14 protein-coding genes are annotated in these 15,261 nt (G+C 71.7%); 6 read left to right on the top strand and 8 right to left on the bottom strand.

Annotated elements, in window-relative coordinates; genetic code table 11:
• Positions 1-70 precede the first annotated feature (70 nt).
• The 3 genes from OHU35_RS04725 to OHU35_RS04735 all read right to left on the bottom strand — a co-directional run bounded on the left by OHU35_RS04725 (position 71) and on the right by OHU35_RS04735 (position 1,902).
• Positions 71-688, bottom strand: coding sequence for an inositol monophosphatase family protein (locus OHU35_RS04725; RefSeq protein WP_405504801.1), 618 nt, complete (start codon positions 686-688; stop codon positions 71-73).
• A gap of 31 nt (positions 689-719) precedes the next feature.
• Positions 720-1,064, bottom strand: coding sequence for an NAD(P)H-binding protein (locus OHU35_RS04730; RefSeq protein WP_405504803.1), 345 nt, complete (start codon positions 1,062-1,064; stop codon positions 720-722).
• Between the two features lie 370 nt (positions 1,065-1,434).
• Positions 1,435-1,902, bottom strand: coding sequence for a DUF6214 family protein (locus tag OHU35_RS04735; protein WP_189724141.1), 468 nt, complete (start codon positions 1,900-1,902; stop codon positions 1,435-1,437).
• A 210-nt stretch (positions 1,903-2,112) separates the two neighbouring features.
• Here OHU35_RS04735 and OHU35_RS04740 point away from each other — a divergent pair, with 210 nt between their 5' ends.
• Entirely contained in the window at positions 2,113-3,456 is a 1,344-nt protein-coding gene (locus OHU35_RS04740) for an FAD-dependent oxidoreductase (RefSeq protein ID WP_405504805.1), read from the top strand.
• On the opposite strand, the gene OHU35_RS04745 is transcribed toward OHU35_RS04740, so the two are convergent.
• Entirely contained in the window at positions 3,453-3,803 is a 351-nt protein-coding gene (locus OHU35_RS04745; RefSeq protein ID WP_189724143.1) for a helix-turn-helix transcriptional regulator, read from the bottom strand. The two genes, OHU35_RS04740 and OHU35_RS04745, sit on opposite strands and share 4 nt — an antisense overlap.
• Positions 3,804-3,921: 118 nt before the next feature.
• Here OHU35_RS04745 and OHU35_RS04750 point away from each other — a divergent pair, with 118 nt between their 5' ends.
• Positions 3,922-5,001, top strand: a complete 1,080-nt coding sequence (locus OHU35_RS04750; RefSeq protein WP_405504807.1) for an NADH:flavin oxidoreductase/NADH oxidase — start codon at positions 3,922-3,924, stop codon at positions 4,999-5,001.
• A 31-nt stretch (positions 5,002-5,032) separates the two neighbouring features.
• Here the strand turns inward: OHU35_RS04750 and OHU35_RS04755 are convergent, their stop codons facing one another.
• Complete coding sequence (locus OHU35_RS04755) at positions 5,033-6,328, bottom strand: PHB depolymerase family esterase (RefSeq protein ID WP_405509174.1); 1,296 nt, start codon at positions 6,326-6,328, stop codon at positions 5,033-5,035.
• A 96-nt stretch (positions 6,329-6,424) separates the two neighbouring features.
• Positions 6,425-7,507: a non-reducing end alpha-L-arabinofuranosidase family hydrolase gene (locus OHU35_RS04760; protein WP_189724145.1), complete on the bottom strand. Its 1,083-nt coding sequence runs from the start codon at positions 7,505-7,507 to the stop codon at positions 6,425-6,427.
• Between the two features lie 309 nt (positions 7,508-7,816).
• Between OHU35_RS04760 and OHU35_RS04765 the strand changes: the two genes are divergently transcribed.
• Together OHU35_RS04765 and OHU35_RS04770 are read left to right on the top strand one after the other, a co-directional pair.
• Positions 7,817-8,794 (top strand): polysaccharide lyase family 1 protein, encoded by a 978-nt coding sequence (locus tag OHU35_RS04765; RefSeq protein WP_189724146.1) that lies wholly within the window; start codon positions 7,817-7,819, stop codon positions 8,792-8,794.
• A gap of 65 nt (positions 8,795-8,859) precedes the next feature.
• A complete protein-coding gene (locus OHU35_RS04770) occupies positions 8,860-9,648 on the top strand; it encodes a pectate lyase (RefSeq protein ID WP_189724147.1) in 789 nt (262 codons plus the stop codon).
• 63 nt (positions 9,649-9,711) lie between these two features.
• On the opposite strand, the gene OHU35_RS04775 is transcribed toward OHU35_RS04770, so the two are convergent.
• Positions 9,712-10,470, bottom strand: coding sequence for a PaaX family transcriptional regulator C-terminal domain-containing protein (locus OHU35_RS04775; protein WP_405504809.1), 759 nt, complete (start codon positions 10,468-10,470; stop codon positions 9,712-9,714).
• A 75-nt stretch (positions 10,471-10,545) separates the two neighbouring features.
• On the opposite strand from OHU35_RS04775, the gene OHU35_RS04780 reads away from it, so the two are divergent.
• Together OHU35_RS04780 and OHU35_RS04785 are read left to right on the top strand one after the other, a co-directional pair.
• A complete protein-coding gene (locus tag OHU35_RS04780) occupies positions 10,546-12,222 on the top strand; it encodes an acyl-CoA dehydrogenase family protein (protein ID WP_189724149.1) in 1,677 nt (558 codons plus the stop codon).
• Positions 12,223-12,375: 153 nt separating this feature from the next.
• A complete protein-coding gene (locus OHU35_RS04785; RefSeq protein WP_405504811.1) occupies positions 12,376-14,403 on the top strand; it encodes a HEAT repeat domain-containing protein in 2,028 nt (675 codons plus the stop codon).
• Positions 14,404-14,483: 80 nt separating this feature from the next.
• On the opposite strand, the gene OHU35_RS04790 is transcribed toward OHU35_RS04785, so the two are convergent.
• Complete coding sequence (locus OHU35_RS04790) at positions 14,484-15,068, bottom strand: hypothetical protein (protein ID WP_189724151.1); 585 nt, start codon at positions 15,066-15,068, stop codon at positions 14,484-14,486.
• Between the last annotated feature and the right edge of the window lie 193 nt (positions 15,069-15,261).

The raw sequence follows: 15,261 nt of genomic DNA on the forward strand, positions 1-15,261 counted from the left end.
ACGCTGACAGGCCCAAGGCCCCCGCACGGACGTCGACGTCGGCGATGAGGAAGATGGAACCGGACTTCCCTCAGGCGGTAAGGACTTCCAGCGCGGCGGCGTGCACACCCGGCGCGGCGGCGAGGTAGCTCTCGCCGGCCAGTTCCCACGGTTTGCCCTCGAGGTCGGTCACGACGCCTCCGGCCTCCTGGACCAGCAGCACGCCCGCCGCGTGGGACCGGACGTTGTCGAACTGCCAGTGCACATCCATCCGGCCCGCGGCGACCTGGGCGAGCTGATGGGTCACCGGTACGGAGATCCGCACGTATAGGGCGGAGTTCGTCATCGCGGGGAAGGCGGAGCCCATCCGCTTCGCGAGCTCGGGGTCGTGACCCGGCTGAGCCTGGCCGGTCCCGGCCAGTGCGCCGTCCAACGACGTCTTGGCCGAAACCCGCAGCCGTACACCGTCGAGGAACGCCCCGCCGCCCTCGGTCGCGGTGAACATCTCGTCGAGGACCGGGACGTAGACCACCGCCAGCACCGGGCGGCCGTCGCGGACGAGGCTCACGCCGATGTTCCAGTCGGGCATGCCGTGCACGGCGTTGACGTTGCCACCGACCGGGTCGATGAGCCACCACTCGCCCGTGGCCAGCGGTCCCGATCCGTGTTCGTCGTTGAGCCAGCCCGCGCTCGGCAGGGCCTCGGTCAACGCCGGTCGCAACGTGTCGACGACAGCCGCGTCATTGGCCTGGAGGTTCGCGAGCAGTACGCCTGGCCGCGAGAACGGTGTTGTCGGCTTCGACCTTGTCCGCGAGCCGGTCACCCAGCACCTTGGCGAGCACGCCCGCACCCTCCCCCGCCGCTTCGGCCGACGGGCCCGTGCCGTAGGCACCGAGCCAGATGACGCGCCGTGGGCCGGCGGCGACGACGGCCCGGGCGCCGGTCAGGAGAATCCCGGCCCGGTCCGTGCCGAGCGCGGAAAGGACCACGGAATCCCCGTCCACGACGGCGGCGATACTGGCCGCGTCGTTCACGTCGCCCGCCACTTTGCGCAGGTTGGGGGAGTCGGGCAGGGCGAAGCACATTGCATTTGATGCAGGCGGCGGCTGCTCGTAGCGTCGAGACGTACCACTGAGTACTCACTGACGATCTGAGTGAACCCCTCGTGATCCTCGCAGGAATCGCCGGGGCAACCGGGCAGACGAACATCATGCTTGTCATCGCCGCTACGACGGTCGGCGCCTTTCTATTCCGGTTGGACGCTATCTCGCCACAGGAACGGCGGTGGTGGTGAGATACCCGCTGCGCAAGTTCATCCTGTACGTCGCGATTTCCACCTCCACATGGAGTGCCTATACCGCACTCTCGGGATACCTCGATGGCGCCTTCTTCCAGAAGAATACATATTCGGCGCCGCAAGAATCCTTTCAAGCCAGACGATGTCGTTGCCGAACATCATTGAGGCCGTGCGCGGCGGGGCGCGAGCAGGCCCGCGTCCCGGGCCTGGCCGATCAGCCTCAGCGACTTGCGGCGGCTGTGCCCGGTCGCGCACATCACGGCGAGCACCGGGTCGGCGCCGTCCTGCTGGGCCGCGCGGTACTCCTGTGCCACCAGCCACCGCCCCTCAGCGCCGCCCGGCCAGACCGGCCGGGCCCGGCGCCCCGGGCTCGCACAGCCCTCGGGAGCCGGGCCCGCACCGGCGCCGCACGCCTCGGCCAGCGATTCCTCGAACCAGTCGGCGAGCACCGCCAGGTCGTCGAGGGACAGCGCGGGCTGGGCGCGTACGTCCTCGACACCGACGCAACCGCCGGACACGACCGCCAGCGCGTCGACGTGGGCGCCGTCCGTGAAGGCGATCCGGACGTCGAACCACCGCGTGGCGTCCTCGTTCTCCCGCACTTCCCACGCGGGCCGCACGGACACCGCGCCGTCCACCGGAGAGCGATCAGAAAGATTAAGAAAGGATGCTTCCAGCACACACGGAACGTAACCGCATGATCACATTCGCTATAGATCCGACACGCGCCCCGGTCGGAGCACAGCACCCTGTCAGCGGAGCCCGGCCGGTGCGATGCTGGAGACATCAGCGCTCTCCGGAGATCCCCCGGGATCCCACGGGTAAGGAGTTCCGCCGTGCTGCGAGTCGCCGTCGTAGGCTCCGGGCCGAGCGGGTGCTACACCGCCCAGAGCCTCGTCCAGCTTGACTCCGGGGTGTGCGTCGACGTCCTGGACCGGCTGCCGTGCCCGTACGGCCTGGTCCGCTACGGCGTGGCACCCGACCACGAGAAGATCAAGTCGCTGCAGAACAACCTGCGCGCCGTCCTGGAGCACGACCGGGTCCGGTTCATCGGAGGGGTGCAGGTGGGCCCCGGCGGGGTGCCGGCCGCCCGGCTGCGGGAGCTCTACCACGCGGTGGTGTACTGCGTGGGCGCCGCCACGGACCGGCATCTGGGCATCCCCGGGGAGGACCTGCCGGGGAGCTGGTCGGCGACCCAGTTCGTGTCCTGGTACAGCGCCCACCCGGACGCCGTGGACGGCGGTTTCCTGCGGGACGCGCGGTCGGCCGTGGTCATCGGCGTGGGGAACGTCGCCGTGGACGTCACCCGGATGCTGGCCCGGGGGCTGGCCGAGCTCAGCCCGACCGACATGCCGCAGGCGGCCCTGACCGCGCTGGCGGCGAGCCGGGTGACCGAGATCCACATGGTGGGCCGGCGCGGCCCGTCCCAGGCCCGGTTCACCACCAAGGAGCTGCGCGAGCTGGGCACCCTGCCGGGGGCCGGCGTCGTCGCGGACCCGGCGGAGCTGGCGCCGGACCCGGGGTACACGGACCCCTCCGCGCTGCCCGCCCCGCAGCGGCGCAACGTGGAGGTGCTGCGCGGCTGGGCCGAGTCACCGCCGGCAGACGCCCCGCACCGGATCCACCTCCGCTTCTTCCTCCGCCCGGTCGAACTGCTCGCCGAGCAGGGCCACGTGGGCGCGGTGCGGTTCGAGCGGACGGCACCGGACGGGCACGGCGGCGTGACGGGCACGGGCCGGTACGAGGACATCGAGGCGCAGTTGGTGCTGCGCTCGGTGGGCTACCTCGGAGTGCCGATGGAGGGTCTGCCGTTCGACGCGAAGACCGGCACCGTGCCGAACCTGGCCGGACGGGTCCTGCGCGAGGGCGTCGTCACGCCGGGCGAGTATGTGGCCGGCTGGATCAAGCGCGGCCCGACGGGTGTGATCGGCACGAACCGCCCCTGCGCGAAGGAAACGGCGATGTCCCTCCTGGAGGACGCCCCGCTCCTCGCCGCCAGGGACGTCCCCCAGGACACGCTCACAGCCCTGCGCGCAGCGGGCGCGGACCCGGTCGAGTGGACGGGCTGGCAGTCGATCGAACGGGCGGAGGCGGAGCTGGGAGCGTCGCTGGGCAGGGGCGTGGTGAAGCTGCCCGACTGGCAGTCCCTGATGAACGCCGCACACAGCAAGGTTCCTTAAGGGGCAAGCCGCCCGGCCTGCCTCCCCGCCGCATCGAGCAGCGCATCCAACAGCCCCGGAAACAATTCCTCCAGATCATCCCGCCGCAGCCCGTTCATCTTCGCCGTCCCCCGGTAGACCTGCCGGATCACCCCACTCTCCCGCAGCACCCGGAAGTGATGCGTGGTCGTGGACTTCGTCACCGGCAGGTCGAAGTGCGAACAGGACAACTCCCCGCTCGCCGCGGCAAGCTCCCGCACGATCCGCAGCCGCATCGGTTCGGAGAGCGCGTGCAGCACGTCCTCCAGCCGGATCTCGTCATGCTCGGGATGGGGCAGGGCGCGGCTGCTCACGGCGGGGGACGTCACGGGGACTCCACTTCCTCGGGGACCTCCATAGTACGAGAACCCTCGTAGTTTGACATCCACCGTACTACGATGCCTATCGTACGAGTCGACACCGGCCCCGCACTGAATGGAGTCCGCCGTGACCGCGCTCTTCGAGCCCTGCACCCTGCGCGATGTGACGATCCCGAACCGGGTGTGGATGCCCCCGATGTGCCAGTACTCGGCGGCACCGGATGGCCCGGAGGCCGGCGCCCCGAACGACTGGCACTTCGCGCACTACGCCGCCCGCGCGGCCGGGGGCACGGGCCTGATCATCGTCGAGGCCACCGCCGTGTCCCCGGAGGGCCGCATCTCGCCCTACGACCTCGGCATCTGGAACGATACGCAGGTGGAGGCGTTCCGCCGCATCACCCGTTTCCTCGCCGCGCAGGGCACCGTGCCGGCCGTCCAGCTGGCCCACGCCGGCCGCAAGGCCTCGACGGAGCGCCCCTGGAAGGGTGGCGCCCCGGTCGGCCCGGACGCGTACGGGTGGGACTCCGTGGCGCCGAGCCCTCTCGCGTTCGACGAGCGGCACCCGGCCCCGGCCGAGCTGACCGTCGACCAGATCAAGGACATCGTCGGGCAGTTCGCGGCCGCGGCCCGCCGCGCGCTCGCCGCCGGTTTCGAGATCGCCGAGATCCACGGCGCCCACGGCTACCTGATCAACGAGTTCCTCTCCCCGTATTCCAACCACCGCACCGACGCCTACGGCGGCTCGTACGAGAACCGCGTCCGCTTCGCCCTCGAAGTGGTGGACGCCGTACGGGAGGTGTGGCCGCAGGACAAGCCGCTGTTCTTCCGCATCTCGGCGACCGACTGGCTCGAGGACGGCGGCTGGACCGCGGACGACACCGTCCGTTTCGCCGCCAGACTGCGGGCCCACGGCGTCGACCTGCTGGATGTCTCCAGCGGTGGCAACGCCTCCGGGGCCCGGATCCCCACCGGCCCCGGCTACCAGGTGCCCTTCGCCGCCCGGGTGAAGGCCGAGACGACCCTGCCGGTCGCCGCGGTGGGGCTGATCACCGACGCCGAGCAGGCCGAGAAGATCCTGGCCAACGGCGAGGCGGACGCCGTCCTGCTGGGCCGGGAACTGCTGCGCAACCCCTCGTGGGCCCGGCACGCGGCGCGGGAACTCGGCGGTGAGGTCCGGGTGCCGGACCAGTACCACCGGTCGGTCTGACCGGCACCCGGACCTCGGAGCGCCTGGTGCGTCAACCGGCCGTGCACGCCGCCCCGTTGAGCGTGAACGCGGCCGGAGCGGCGCTGTTGCCGCCGTGGCTCGCCTGATAGCCGATGCTGACGCTCGCGCCCGGCGCGATCGTGCCGTTGTACGTCACGTTGGTGGCGGTGACCACCCCGGACGACGGCGCGTACGTGGCGCCCCATCCGCCCGTGACGGTCTGGCCGGCGGGGAGCGTGAAGCCGAGTTTCCAGCCGTTGACCGTCGTCGTACCGGTGTTGGTGAGGGTCACGGACGCGGTCAGGCCGGTGTTCCAGGCGTTGACCGTGGACGTCACCTTGCAGGCGCCCGGCTGGGGCTGCGGCGCCGGGCCCGAGCTGTCCAGGCCGAAGAAGGTGAGCACGCGGGACGCCATGCCCTGGGCGTACAGGTTGTGGCCGACGCCCTGGAGGCTGATGGCTTCCACGGGCGCCCGGTCACCCGTGCCGCCGTAGCGGGTGCGGGTCCAGCCGGACTGGGGCGTGTCCGTGGCGGTCGGCGCCTGGCTCACCCCGTGCACGTTCGTCCACTGCTTGATCTGTTCCCCGAAGTTGGGGTAGCGCAGGACGTCGTCCTGGGTGCCGTGCCAGATCTGCATCCGCGGGCGGGGACCGGTGTAGCCGGGGTACGCGCCCCGGACCAGATCGCCCCACTCCTTGGGGGTGCGGGTGAGCGTGCCGCCCGAGCAGTCGCTGTTCCACTCGGAGCCGTCGGTGGTGGCGAAGCAGGCGAACGGGACGCCCGAGAAGGCGGCGCCCGCCGCGAACACGTCGGGGTAGTCGCCGAGCAGGACGTTCGTCATCATCGCGCCGGAGGAGATGCCGGTGGCGAACACCCGGCCGGTGTCGGCGTCGTAGGTGCGGGTGACCCAGTCGATCATCGACTTGATGCCGACCGGGTCGCTGCCGCCGCCGCGGCGCAGCGCCTGGGGCGAGGAGACGTCGAAGCACTTGCTGCTGCGGGTGACGGACGGGTAGAGCACGATGAACCCGTACTGGTCGGCCAGCGTGTCGTACTCGGTGCCGTTGTACATGTCCGGGCCCGAGCCGGTGCACCAATGCACGGCGACCACGACCGCCGGATTCGGCGTGACGCTCTCCGGTACATACAGGTACATCCGCAGGTTGCTGGGGTTCGTACCGAAGTTCGTGACCTCGGTGAGGGCCGCGGCGGGTACGGCCTCCTCGCGGGCGGACCCGCCGGCCGGCTCGCGGGCGGCGGCCGAGGGCGCGGTGAGCACCGTGGCCGCGAGCATCGGCAGCAGCGCGGCGACGAGCGCGAGGAGGATCGACCGCAGCGGTCTCCTCGCCGTGGGACGGGGGGTGGCGGGCACGTCCGTGTCCTTCCGTTGTGGGGTGCGGCTCGCAGGACGTCGTACGGCGGTTCAGCAGGTGGAGTTCGTCTGGGTCAGCAGGGCCGGCCGCCAGGGCAGCCGGTAGTACTCGCCGCTCGCGGCGGGGTCCATCCCCTGATAGAGGAACCGCAGGCGGCACGGGTCGATCGTGAGGGTCTGGTCGACACCGGCGCGGATCATCTCGCCATGGCTGAAGTCCCTGGTCCAGGCCGGCTGTCCGGCCTCGAAGGTGACGTTGCTGGAGCGGGCGAACGGGTTGGCCTCGGTGTCGGCGAGCGGTGTCCAGGCGCCGCCCAGGCTGTCGGCCCGCCAGGCCCGGAACCAGCGCCGCCAGTCGGATCCGGTCGCGAGCGCCTCGACGAGCATGAGGTAGCCGGAGCCGTCGCCCAGCCGGTAGACGTTGCCCGCCTCGAAGAGGTCGAAGCGGTTGGGCTCGGACAGCACGATGGCGGTGTCGCGGAAGCCGTTCGGGAACGCGGCGAGGCTGGTGCGCGAGCGGTACTGGTGGCCGTTGCCGTCCGAGAAGAACAGGTAGCAGTCCGTCCGGTCGCAGATCGTCCAGAAGTCCAGCCAGGCGCCGTCGCCCTTGTTCTCGGTGACGATCGGCGGCTCACTGCCGAAGAAGTCGCGCGGCGCGCTCCAACTGAGCGGATCCGAGGGGTCCTTGGTCGTGGAGTAGGACGGGGGCCCGGTCTGGTACACCATGTACCAGGTCCGCTGGGGCGCGAAGTAGAACACCTGGGGCGCGGCGGCGTACCGGTCGCCGATGTTCGGGTTGGCGTCCAGGAACGTCTGGGGTGCCGAGGCGGCCTCGGACCACTCGGTGAAGCTCGTGTGTCCCAGGCTCCAGCGTCCGGCGGTGTCGGCGGTCGTGAAGTAGACGTGCCAGCGGTCGCGGTAGCGGAAGACCGTCGGATCCTTGACCGAGAGGATCGGGTGGGCCGCGTCCGGCTTGGGGCTGATCAGCGGGCCGCTCGACGACCATGTGAACGAACCCGGCAGCGAGCCCTCGTGGCCGGGCCGCGAGGTGCCGGCGGCGGCCGGTCCCGGCGGCACGGCAAGGGCGCCGACGGCCACCAGCATGAACACGAGTCCACTGACGAACGTACGCATGCGCGGAGTCCTCATCGACCCGCCCTCTCGTGAAGGGAAGCGTTCGTCGGCATGGTGACATGCACATGGCTTTCATGGAAGCGCTCCCACACCGCCCTCGCGACGCCCCCCGCCCTGACCAGGAGCGGCCGAATGTGTTCTGCGCGAGGCGTTGACTAGAAAGCGCTTGCCCCCTACGTTCCGTTCAGCAGTGTGACCGCGACCTCCGGGTCGGTCGTACACAGCACGCGCGGTGAACAACATGGCGAACGTCATTCATGTACATGACCGATCTGCACCATGACGGCACCACGAAGGGACGCACCCCACATGCGTACTCCCCCACGCACACGCGTACACAGATCCACCCTGGCTGTCGCCGCCGCGTCCGCGTTGGCGACCGTGGCGGTCCTGGCCGTTCCCCAGCCGGCCGGGGCCGCCGAGACCTCGCCGATCGGGTTCGGCGCGGGGACGACCGGCGGCGGCAGCGCCTCGGCGGTCACCGTCTCCACGCTGAGCGCCTTCAAGTCGGCGGTGACCGGCGACTCGGCCAAGGTCGTCCGGGTCAACGGCCTGATCTCGCTGAGCGGTCAGGTCGACATCGGGTCCAACACGACCGTCCTGGGCGTGGGTTCGGCGTCCGGGTTCACCGGTGGCGGACTGCGGCTGAAGAAGGTCTCGAACGTCGTCGTCCGCAACCTGAACATCAGCAAGCCGGTCGCGCCCGCCGACGGCATCACCGTCGAGGCGTCCACCAAGGTCTGGATCGACCACAACTCCTTCTCGGCCGACCGTGATCACGACAAGGACTTCTACGACGGTCTGCTGGACGTCAACCACGGCGCGGACAACGTCACGGTGTCCTGGAACACATTCAAGAACCACTTCAAGGGCTCGCTCGTCGGCCACAGCGACAACAACGCGAGCCAGGACACCGGCAAGCTGAAGGTGACGTACCACCACAACCACTTCGCCAACGTGTACTCGCGCATCCCCAGCCTGCGCTTCGGCACCGGGCACTTCTACAACAACTACGTCGAGGGCGCCGACACCGCCTGCCACTCGCGCATGGGCGCCCAGATGCTGGTCGAGAACAACGTCTTCCGCTCGACGAAGGTCGCTGTCACGACGAACCGCAGCAGCGACGTCGACGGATACGCCAACCTGCGCGGCAACGATCTCGGTGGAGCCGCGACCGAGGTCTCGCGCGTCGGCAGCTTCACCAGCCCGCCGTACGGCTATGCGGCGGAGCCGGCCTCGTCCGTCGTCACCTCGGTGACGTCGGGTGCGGGCGCCGGAAAGCTCTGACACCCCGTCCGCACGGACACCCCACCTCCCCACCCACTCACTCATTCGACAGAAGGAATCGGGACATGACTTCTGCGACACGTCCGCGCGCCCGCAGGCGCGCGCTGACCGGCGCACTGGCCACCCTCGGCCTCTCGGTTGGCATGATCATGACTACCAATGCGCCCACGGCGAGCGCCGCGACCTGGCCGACCCCCAACGGCAGCCAGGGGACCTCCTCCACCATCTCCGTGTCCGGCACCAAGGACTACGGGATGAAGCGGTACTACGGCACCGGAGACCTGGCCGGTGACGGCCAGGAGGAGGGCCAGGACCCGATCTTCAAGCTCGCGGACGGCGCGGTGCTGAAGAACGTCATCCTCGGCGCCCCCGCGGCCGACGGCATCCACTGCGAGGGCAGCTGCACGCTGCAGAACGTCTGGTGGGAGGACGTCGGCGAGGACGCCGCCACCTTCCGCGGCGGCAACGGCGCCACCTACCAGGTGATCGGCGGCGGCGCGAAGAAGGCGGCGGACAAGGTCTTCCAGCACAACGGCGGCGGCACGCTGAACATCTCCAACTTCGCGGTGCAGGAGTTCAAGACGCTCTACCGCTCCTGCGGCGACTGCTCCACGCAGTACACGCGCAAGGTCAACCTCAACACCATCGACGTGACCGGCACGGGCTCCACCGCGCGGATCGTCGGCATCAACGTCAACCGCAACGACGCGGCGACGCTGCGCAACATCACGATCCGCAACGACTCCGGCCGCAAGGTCGTCCCCTGCCAGAAGTACAACAACAACACCGCTGTGGGGTCGGGACCCGACAGCAAGAACTGCCTGTACTCCACCTCGGACGTCACCTACAGGTAGACCCCCCACGGTGAAGGCGGCCGTGCGTGGCGTCCCGACGGGCGCTGCGCACGGCCGTCCGCGTCATGCGCCCCGCACGCGCGCGCGGACCTCCCCGATCAGCTCCCGCTGGTAGTCGGTGTAGGCCACGCGCAGCTCGGCGCCGGGCCAGTCGGGGGGCAGGAGCCCGGGCGGCAGGACCGGATCGGCCAGCAGATGGCGTACGACGGCGGCGAAGGCGGCCAGGCGATCGGCCGGGCGGTGCGCGTCGGCGATGTGGGCGAGCAGCGCGCGGGCCGTGGCAGGCCAGGTGTTCAGCGGCCACAGGGACGCGGCCAGGTCGCGCGGGGGCCGGTCGGGGCGGGCCGTGTAGCGCTGGGACACCTGGTCCAGATCGCCGGGGAGGGCACGGTCCAGGTTGGCGGGCCGGAGCCAGACCCCCTCGCGGAGTTCGGCGAGACGGAGGGCGGTCAGCCGGGCCCGCAGCTCGGCGCGTTCGGCGGGTCCGCGCCCCGTGGCGGTGATCACGACCATCTCCCAGTCGCCGTCCCACGCGCGCGTGCACGGGTGCACGGCGTCGTCCTGGCGGCGCTGGCGTTCCAGCAGCCGGTCGCTGAGGCGGTAGCCGGTGTCCGTGCGCCGCAGGTCACCGGCGGCCACCATCCGGCTGAGCGCCGCCCGCAGCGTGGAGCCGCCGACGTCGAAGCCCTCCACGAGCCGCACGAGCTCCCTGACCGGCACCTCGGGGGGATGCGTCCCGAGCAGCAGGCTCAGTACGACCGACCGCGCGGACAGGGGACGCAGGTCGAGCGCGCCGGGCCGCGCCGGAACGTTCATCGGCATGGTCACGTACTGTACGCGGCGGCATTCGGTGTTGCACTATTGCTGCGGTCGTAGACAGAGTGCAACACTCGGTGCATGGTCTCGACACTCGACGAACAGCAGGCGTACGGCGGACCCGCCACGCACGACGTCACCAACCAGGCCCCTCCCCTCACCCCGTACGACGCCTCCGACGACACGGCTCTGCTGGAAGGGCTGCGGCGGGAGGGCGCCGGGTGGGCCGAGGAGGAACTGCGCCGGCTCGGCAGGCAGGCCGGCAGCGCCCAGGCGCAGGAGTGGGCCGATCTGGCCAATCGTCACGAGCCGGAGCTGCGCACGCACGACCGGTACGGCAACCGCGTGGACGAGGTCGAGTTCCACCCGAGCTGGCACCACCTGATGCGCACCGCGATCACGGAGGGACTGGCCGCTTCACCCTGGGCGGACGACAGGCCCGGCGCGCATGTCGCCCGGTCCGCCGGCGGACTCGTCTGGGGGCACACCGAGGCCGGCCACGGCTGTCCGACGTCGATGACCTACGCGGCGGTCCCCGCGCTGCGCAGGCAGCCGGAGCTGGCGAAGGTCTACGAGCCGCTGCTGACGAGCCGGGAGTACGAGCCCGGCCTCCGGGTGCCCACGGAGAAGCGGGGCCTGCTGGCGGGCATGGGGATGACCGAGAAGCAGGGCGGTTCCGACGTCCGGACGAACACCACGACGGCCACGCCCACGACCGAGCCCGGGGTGTACACCCTGCGCGGGCACAAGTGGTTCACCTCGGCGCCGATGTGCGACGTGTTCCTCGTGCTGGCGCAGGCCCCGGGCGGCCTGTCCTGCTTCCTGGTACCGCGCGTGCTGCCCGACGGCACCCGCAACACCTTCCGCATCCAGCGGCTGAAGGACAAGCTGGGCAACCGCTCCAACGCCTCCTCCGAGCCCGAGTTCGACGGGACCGTGGCCTGGCTGGTCGGGCCCGAGGGCCACGGCGTCAAGACCATCATCGAGATGGTCAACTGCACACGTCTTGACTGCGTGATGATGTCGGCCGCGCTGATGCGCAAGTCCCTCGTCGAGGCGGGGCACCACGCGCGCCACCGCAGCGCGTTCGGCGCCCGGCTGGTGGACCAGCCGCTGATGCGCAATGTGCTGGCCGATCTGGCGCTGGAGTCCGAGGCCGCCACCACGCTCACCCTGCGCCTGGCCGGGGCGGCCGACCGGGCGATCCGCGGAGACGACGCGGACGGGGCGGAGGCCGCGTTCCGCCGGATCGCCACCGCCGTCGGCAAGTACTGGGTGACCAAGCGGGGCCCGGCCTTCACAGCGGAGGCACTGGAGTGCCTCGGCGGCAACGGCTACGTCGAGGACTCGGGCATGCCCCGGCACTACCGCGAGGCTCCCTTGCTGTCGATCTGGGAGGGCTCGGGGAACGTCAACGCCCTCGACGTGTTGCGGGCGCTGAGCCGTGAACCGGGCACCGCCGAGGCGCTGTTCGGCGAGCTGGCCCTCGCCCGGGGCGCGGACGCCCGGCTGGACGCGGCCGTGGCCCGGCTCAAGAACGGGCTGTCCGAGGCGTCGCAGACGACGGCCCGCCGGCTCGTGGAGCAGATGGCCCTGACGCTCCAGGCCTCCCTCCTCGTCCGGCACGCCCCGCCGGCGGTCGCGGACGCGTTCTGCGCGACCCGGCTCGGGGGCGACTGGGGGCAGGCGTTCGGGACGCTGCCGGAGACGGCCGGCCTGGACGCGATCCTGGAGCGCGCGTTGCCCGACGGGGACTGAGCGGAGGCTGAACCACCGCTTCCCGGCGCGGGACTGAGCTGTCGTCAGCCAACGGGCGCTCAGTTCGCGCACCGTCATCTCCCGATTCCGCTTCGTTGTCAGTGCCGTGGTGCAGACTCCCCGTCAGTTGGTACTTCGCCTGGGGAGGACAACGTGTTCAGGGGGATCGACGAGGTCGACTGGGCCTCGCTGCGGCATGCGGACGGCAGCGCGGAGGACGTGCCCGGACTCCTGCGGGGACTGGCCTCCGCCGACCCGGTCGAGCGGGAGAGCGCGCTCGACGGGATGTACGGCGCCGTGCACCACCAGGGAGGCGTGTACGACGCGACGCTCGCCTGTGTTCCGTTTCTCCTCGCGCTCGCCGTCCGCGAGGAGGTGCGGGACCGGGCAGGGGTCGTGGAACTCCTCGTCAGCATCGGTGACATCGCAGGTCACGAGGGCGCCGCGGAGGACATCGCCGCGAGATCTCTTGCCGCCCTGCACGCGGGTGCCGATGTCTTCGTCCGGCTCGCGGGGGACGCGGATGCCGAGGTTCGCCGGGCGGCTGCGGGTGCGCTCGTGCGGTTCCTCGGCCCACCGGACCGTGTGCTCGCCCTGTTGCGGGAGCGGATCACCGTGGAGCGGGACGACCGGGTGCTGCTCGCCCTGGCCGTGAGCCTGGGCCTGTTCGTCGAGCGGCACCGGGGGCACGCCTCCGAGGCAGTGGACCTGCTGGCGGAGTTGAGCGGGCCACCGTACGGGCCCGGGCTGCGGCTCGCCGCGCTCGGCCAGCTGGCGGGGTGCGCGCCGGAGCTACTTCCCGCCAATCTCGTACCGGCCGTCGTCCGGTTGCTCCGGGACAGATCCGGGGAGCACACCCGCACCGGCCGCGCGGGCGACCGTCCCGGCACGGACACGCTCGCCGACCGGCTGCGGCGCCTGCGCCCCTCGGACGAGGAGGGTTCCCAGCTGATGCGGACGCTGCACTCCGCGCTCGGCAGCCGGGTCACCGACCGGGTCGCCCTGCTGTGCGGGCAGTTGACCAGCCCGGATCCCCTCGACCGGTGCAACGCCGTGTGGATGTCGGCCGGGCTGTTCCGCGAGTGGCGTACGAGCGGCGCGGAACCGGTCGGCCTCATCGGTGCCCAACTGGGCGCCGATGAGGGCCGGTTGCATGATGCGGCGGTCGCCGTCCTGGTGGAGCTCTTCGAGCTGGCCGCTCCGGCGGCGGACCACCTCCACGCGCTGGTGACCTGCCGTCCCGAGTTTCGCGTACGGCACGGGGAGCGGGGTGCGCCGACGCTGGGCGGTCCGCTCAAGGCCCTGGCCGGGACGGGGGATCCTCGGGCCACGCCGGTGCTGGCCGAAGTGCTGGCCGGTCCGGTCGTGCCGGACGACCTGGGTTACGCGATACCCCACCTGGGGCCGGCCGCCTTGCCGCTCGCTCCCGCTCTGCGGCGCCGGCTCGCCCGCGTTCCGCTCGACGGCCCCGGCACATACGACCGGGCCGCCCCCCTGCTGTCGGCACTCACCGCACTGGGCGACGCCGAGTCCATACCGGCAGTGGTACGCCTGCTGCGCGGCATGCCGGACGGGCTGCGGCTGCGCGACGCCGCCACGAGGGCGGCGGTCCGTGCCCTCGGCGCGTTCGGCGGCGCCGCGTACGAGGCGATACCGGATCTGCGCGGCCTGCTGGAGACGGACCACGCCGTCGTGGCAGCGGAAGCGCTGTGGTCGATCACGGGCGGGTCGGATGCCGTGGTGCCCGTGCTGCTCCGGGAGTTGACGGACACCGGCGGCGACCGGCGGCGCCGCGCGGCCGCCGCGGACGCACTCGCACGACTGGGACCGGCGGCCCGTCCTGCCCTGCCCGGGCTGCGGCGGATGGCCGGCTCCGGCGCCGTACGGGAGCGGGCCACGGCGGCGTGCGCGGTGTGGCGGATCGCCGGGGAGCCGGAGCAGTTCCTCCCCGTCCTCCGCTCCGCGTGGGCGGAGGACCCGCGCACCCGCACGACGGTCGCCGGGTGCGTGGCGGCCCTGGGGCCCGCGGGAGCATCCCTTCACGACCTGCTCCGGGCGGAGCTCGCGTCCCCACGGCGGCACCGGGCCGGCGCCCGCGGCTACGGCAGCCACGACATCCACGAGGACGAGGGGTTGCTGCGGGTGTGCCGGGGGGCGCTGGCCGGGGTGGGGCACGGGTAGGTGAGATCCCCGGGTGTGCCGGGGGCTCTGACCAGGGTGGGACACGGGTAGGTGAGATCCGTCAGCGGCCCCCGAAGGCCTCACCCCGTCGTACGTCCCCACATCGGCCCGAAGCGGGACCACTCGGCGTCCCACTGGTCCATGCGCAGGCGTTCCAGCCGTCGGCGCAGCGCACGGCCGCCGACCAGCGGCAGGGCCGCGGCGCCGATGCCCGCCACGCTGCCGATCAGGAAGGCCCGTACCTGGGCCTGCGACTCGGTGACGGGGCGGGTCACCTGGCGGCCCTCGGGGTCCGTCCACACCGTGACCGGTGTCCCGGCGGCGCTGCCCGCCGGGACCCGGAGCTGTCCGGAGTGAGTGGAGCCGTCCTCGGCGGTCCATGTCGCCTTCGCCCACACCTGCTCGGTACGGGACACGCCGCCGCTCTCGGAGGCCCGCCCGGGAGCCCGCTCGTCGAGCCGGGCCACGAGGGGCCGCCACTCCACGCGCTCCCGGGCCAGCCCGTCCTCGACGGACCGGCTCACCGTCGTGCCGGCCAGCATCCCGACGAACGCGGTGAGCGTCCACACCCCCAGCACGACCCAGGCCTCGACCCTGTCGGCGCGGCGCTTGAGCGGATTGCGCCGCCAGCGCCACAGCCACACCTTCGAACCTCGTAACGCCATCGAAGGCATCCTCCTCATGAGCGCATGACCATCCCGCCGCCCTCTGCATACGGAAGACGGCCCCTGGATGCTCACTGCACGTACTCCGACGTGACGGCCCCCACGTCGCCCGGGTCCCTGCGGGGGCCCTCCGGATCATGGTCCGCCGAACCCCGCGGCGGCCCCCGACACCCGCCTGACCTGCACCGGAGCC

Source organism: Streptomyces purpurascens (assembly GCF_045040895.1).
GTDB classification, from domain to species: domain Bacteria; phylum Actinomycetota; class Actinomycetes; order Streptomycetales; family Streptomycetaceae; genus Streptomyces; species Streptomyces purpurascens.

Coding starts and splice junctions, on each gene's coding strand:
- OHU35_RS04790 (WP_189724151.1), bottom strand. CDS start 15,068: ATGGCGTTACGAGGTTCGAAGGTGTGGCTGTGGCGCTGGCGGCGCAAT.
- OHU35_RS04780 (WP_189724149.1), top strand. CDS start 10,546: ATGGTCTCGACACTCGACGAACAGCAGGCGTACGGCGGACCCGCCACG.
- OHU35_RS04730 (WP_405504803.1), bottom strand. CDS start 1,064: ATGTGCTTCGCCCTGCCCGACTCCCCCAACCTGCGCAAAGTGGCGGGC.
- OHU35_RS04765 (WP_189724146.1), top strand. CDS start 7,817: ATGCGTACTCCCCCACGCACACGCGTACACAGATCCACCCTGGCTGTC.
- OHU35_RS04760 (WP_189724145.1), bottom strand. CDS start 7,507: ATGCGTACGTTCGTCAGTGGACTCGTGTTCATGCTGGTGGCCGTCGGC.
- OHU35_RS04770 (WP_189724147.1), top strand. CDS start 8,860: ATGACTTCTGCGACACGTCCGCGCGCCCGCAGGCGCGCGCTGACCGGC.
- OHU35_RS04775 (WP_405504809.1), bottom strand. CDS start 10,470: ATGCCGATGAACGTTCCGGCGCGGCCCGGCGCGCTCGACCTGCGTCCC.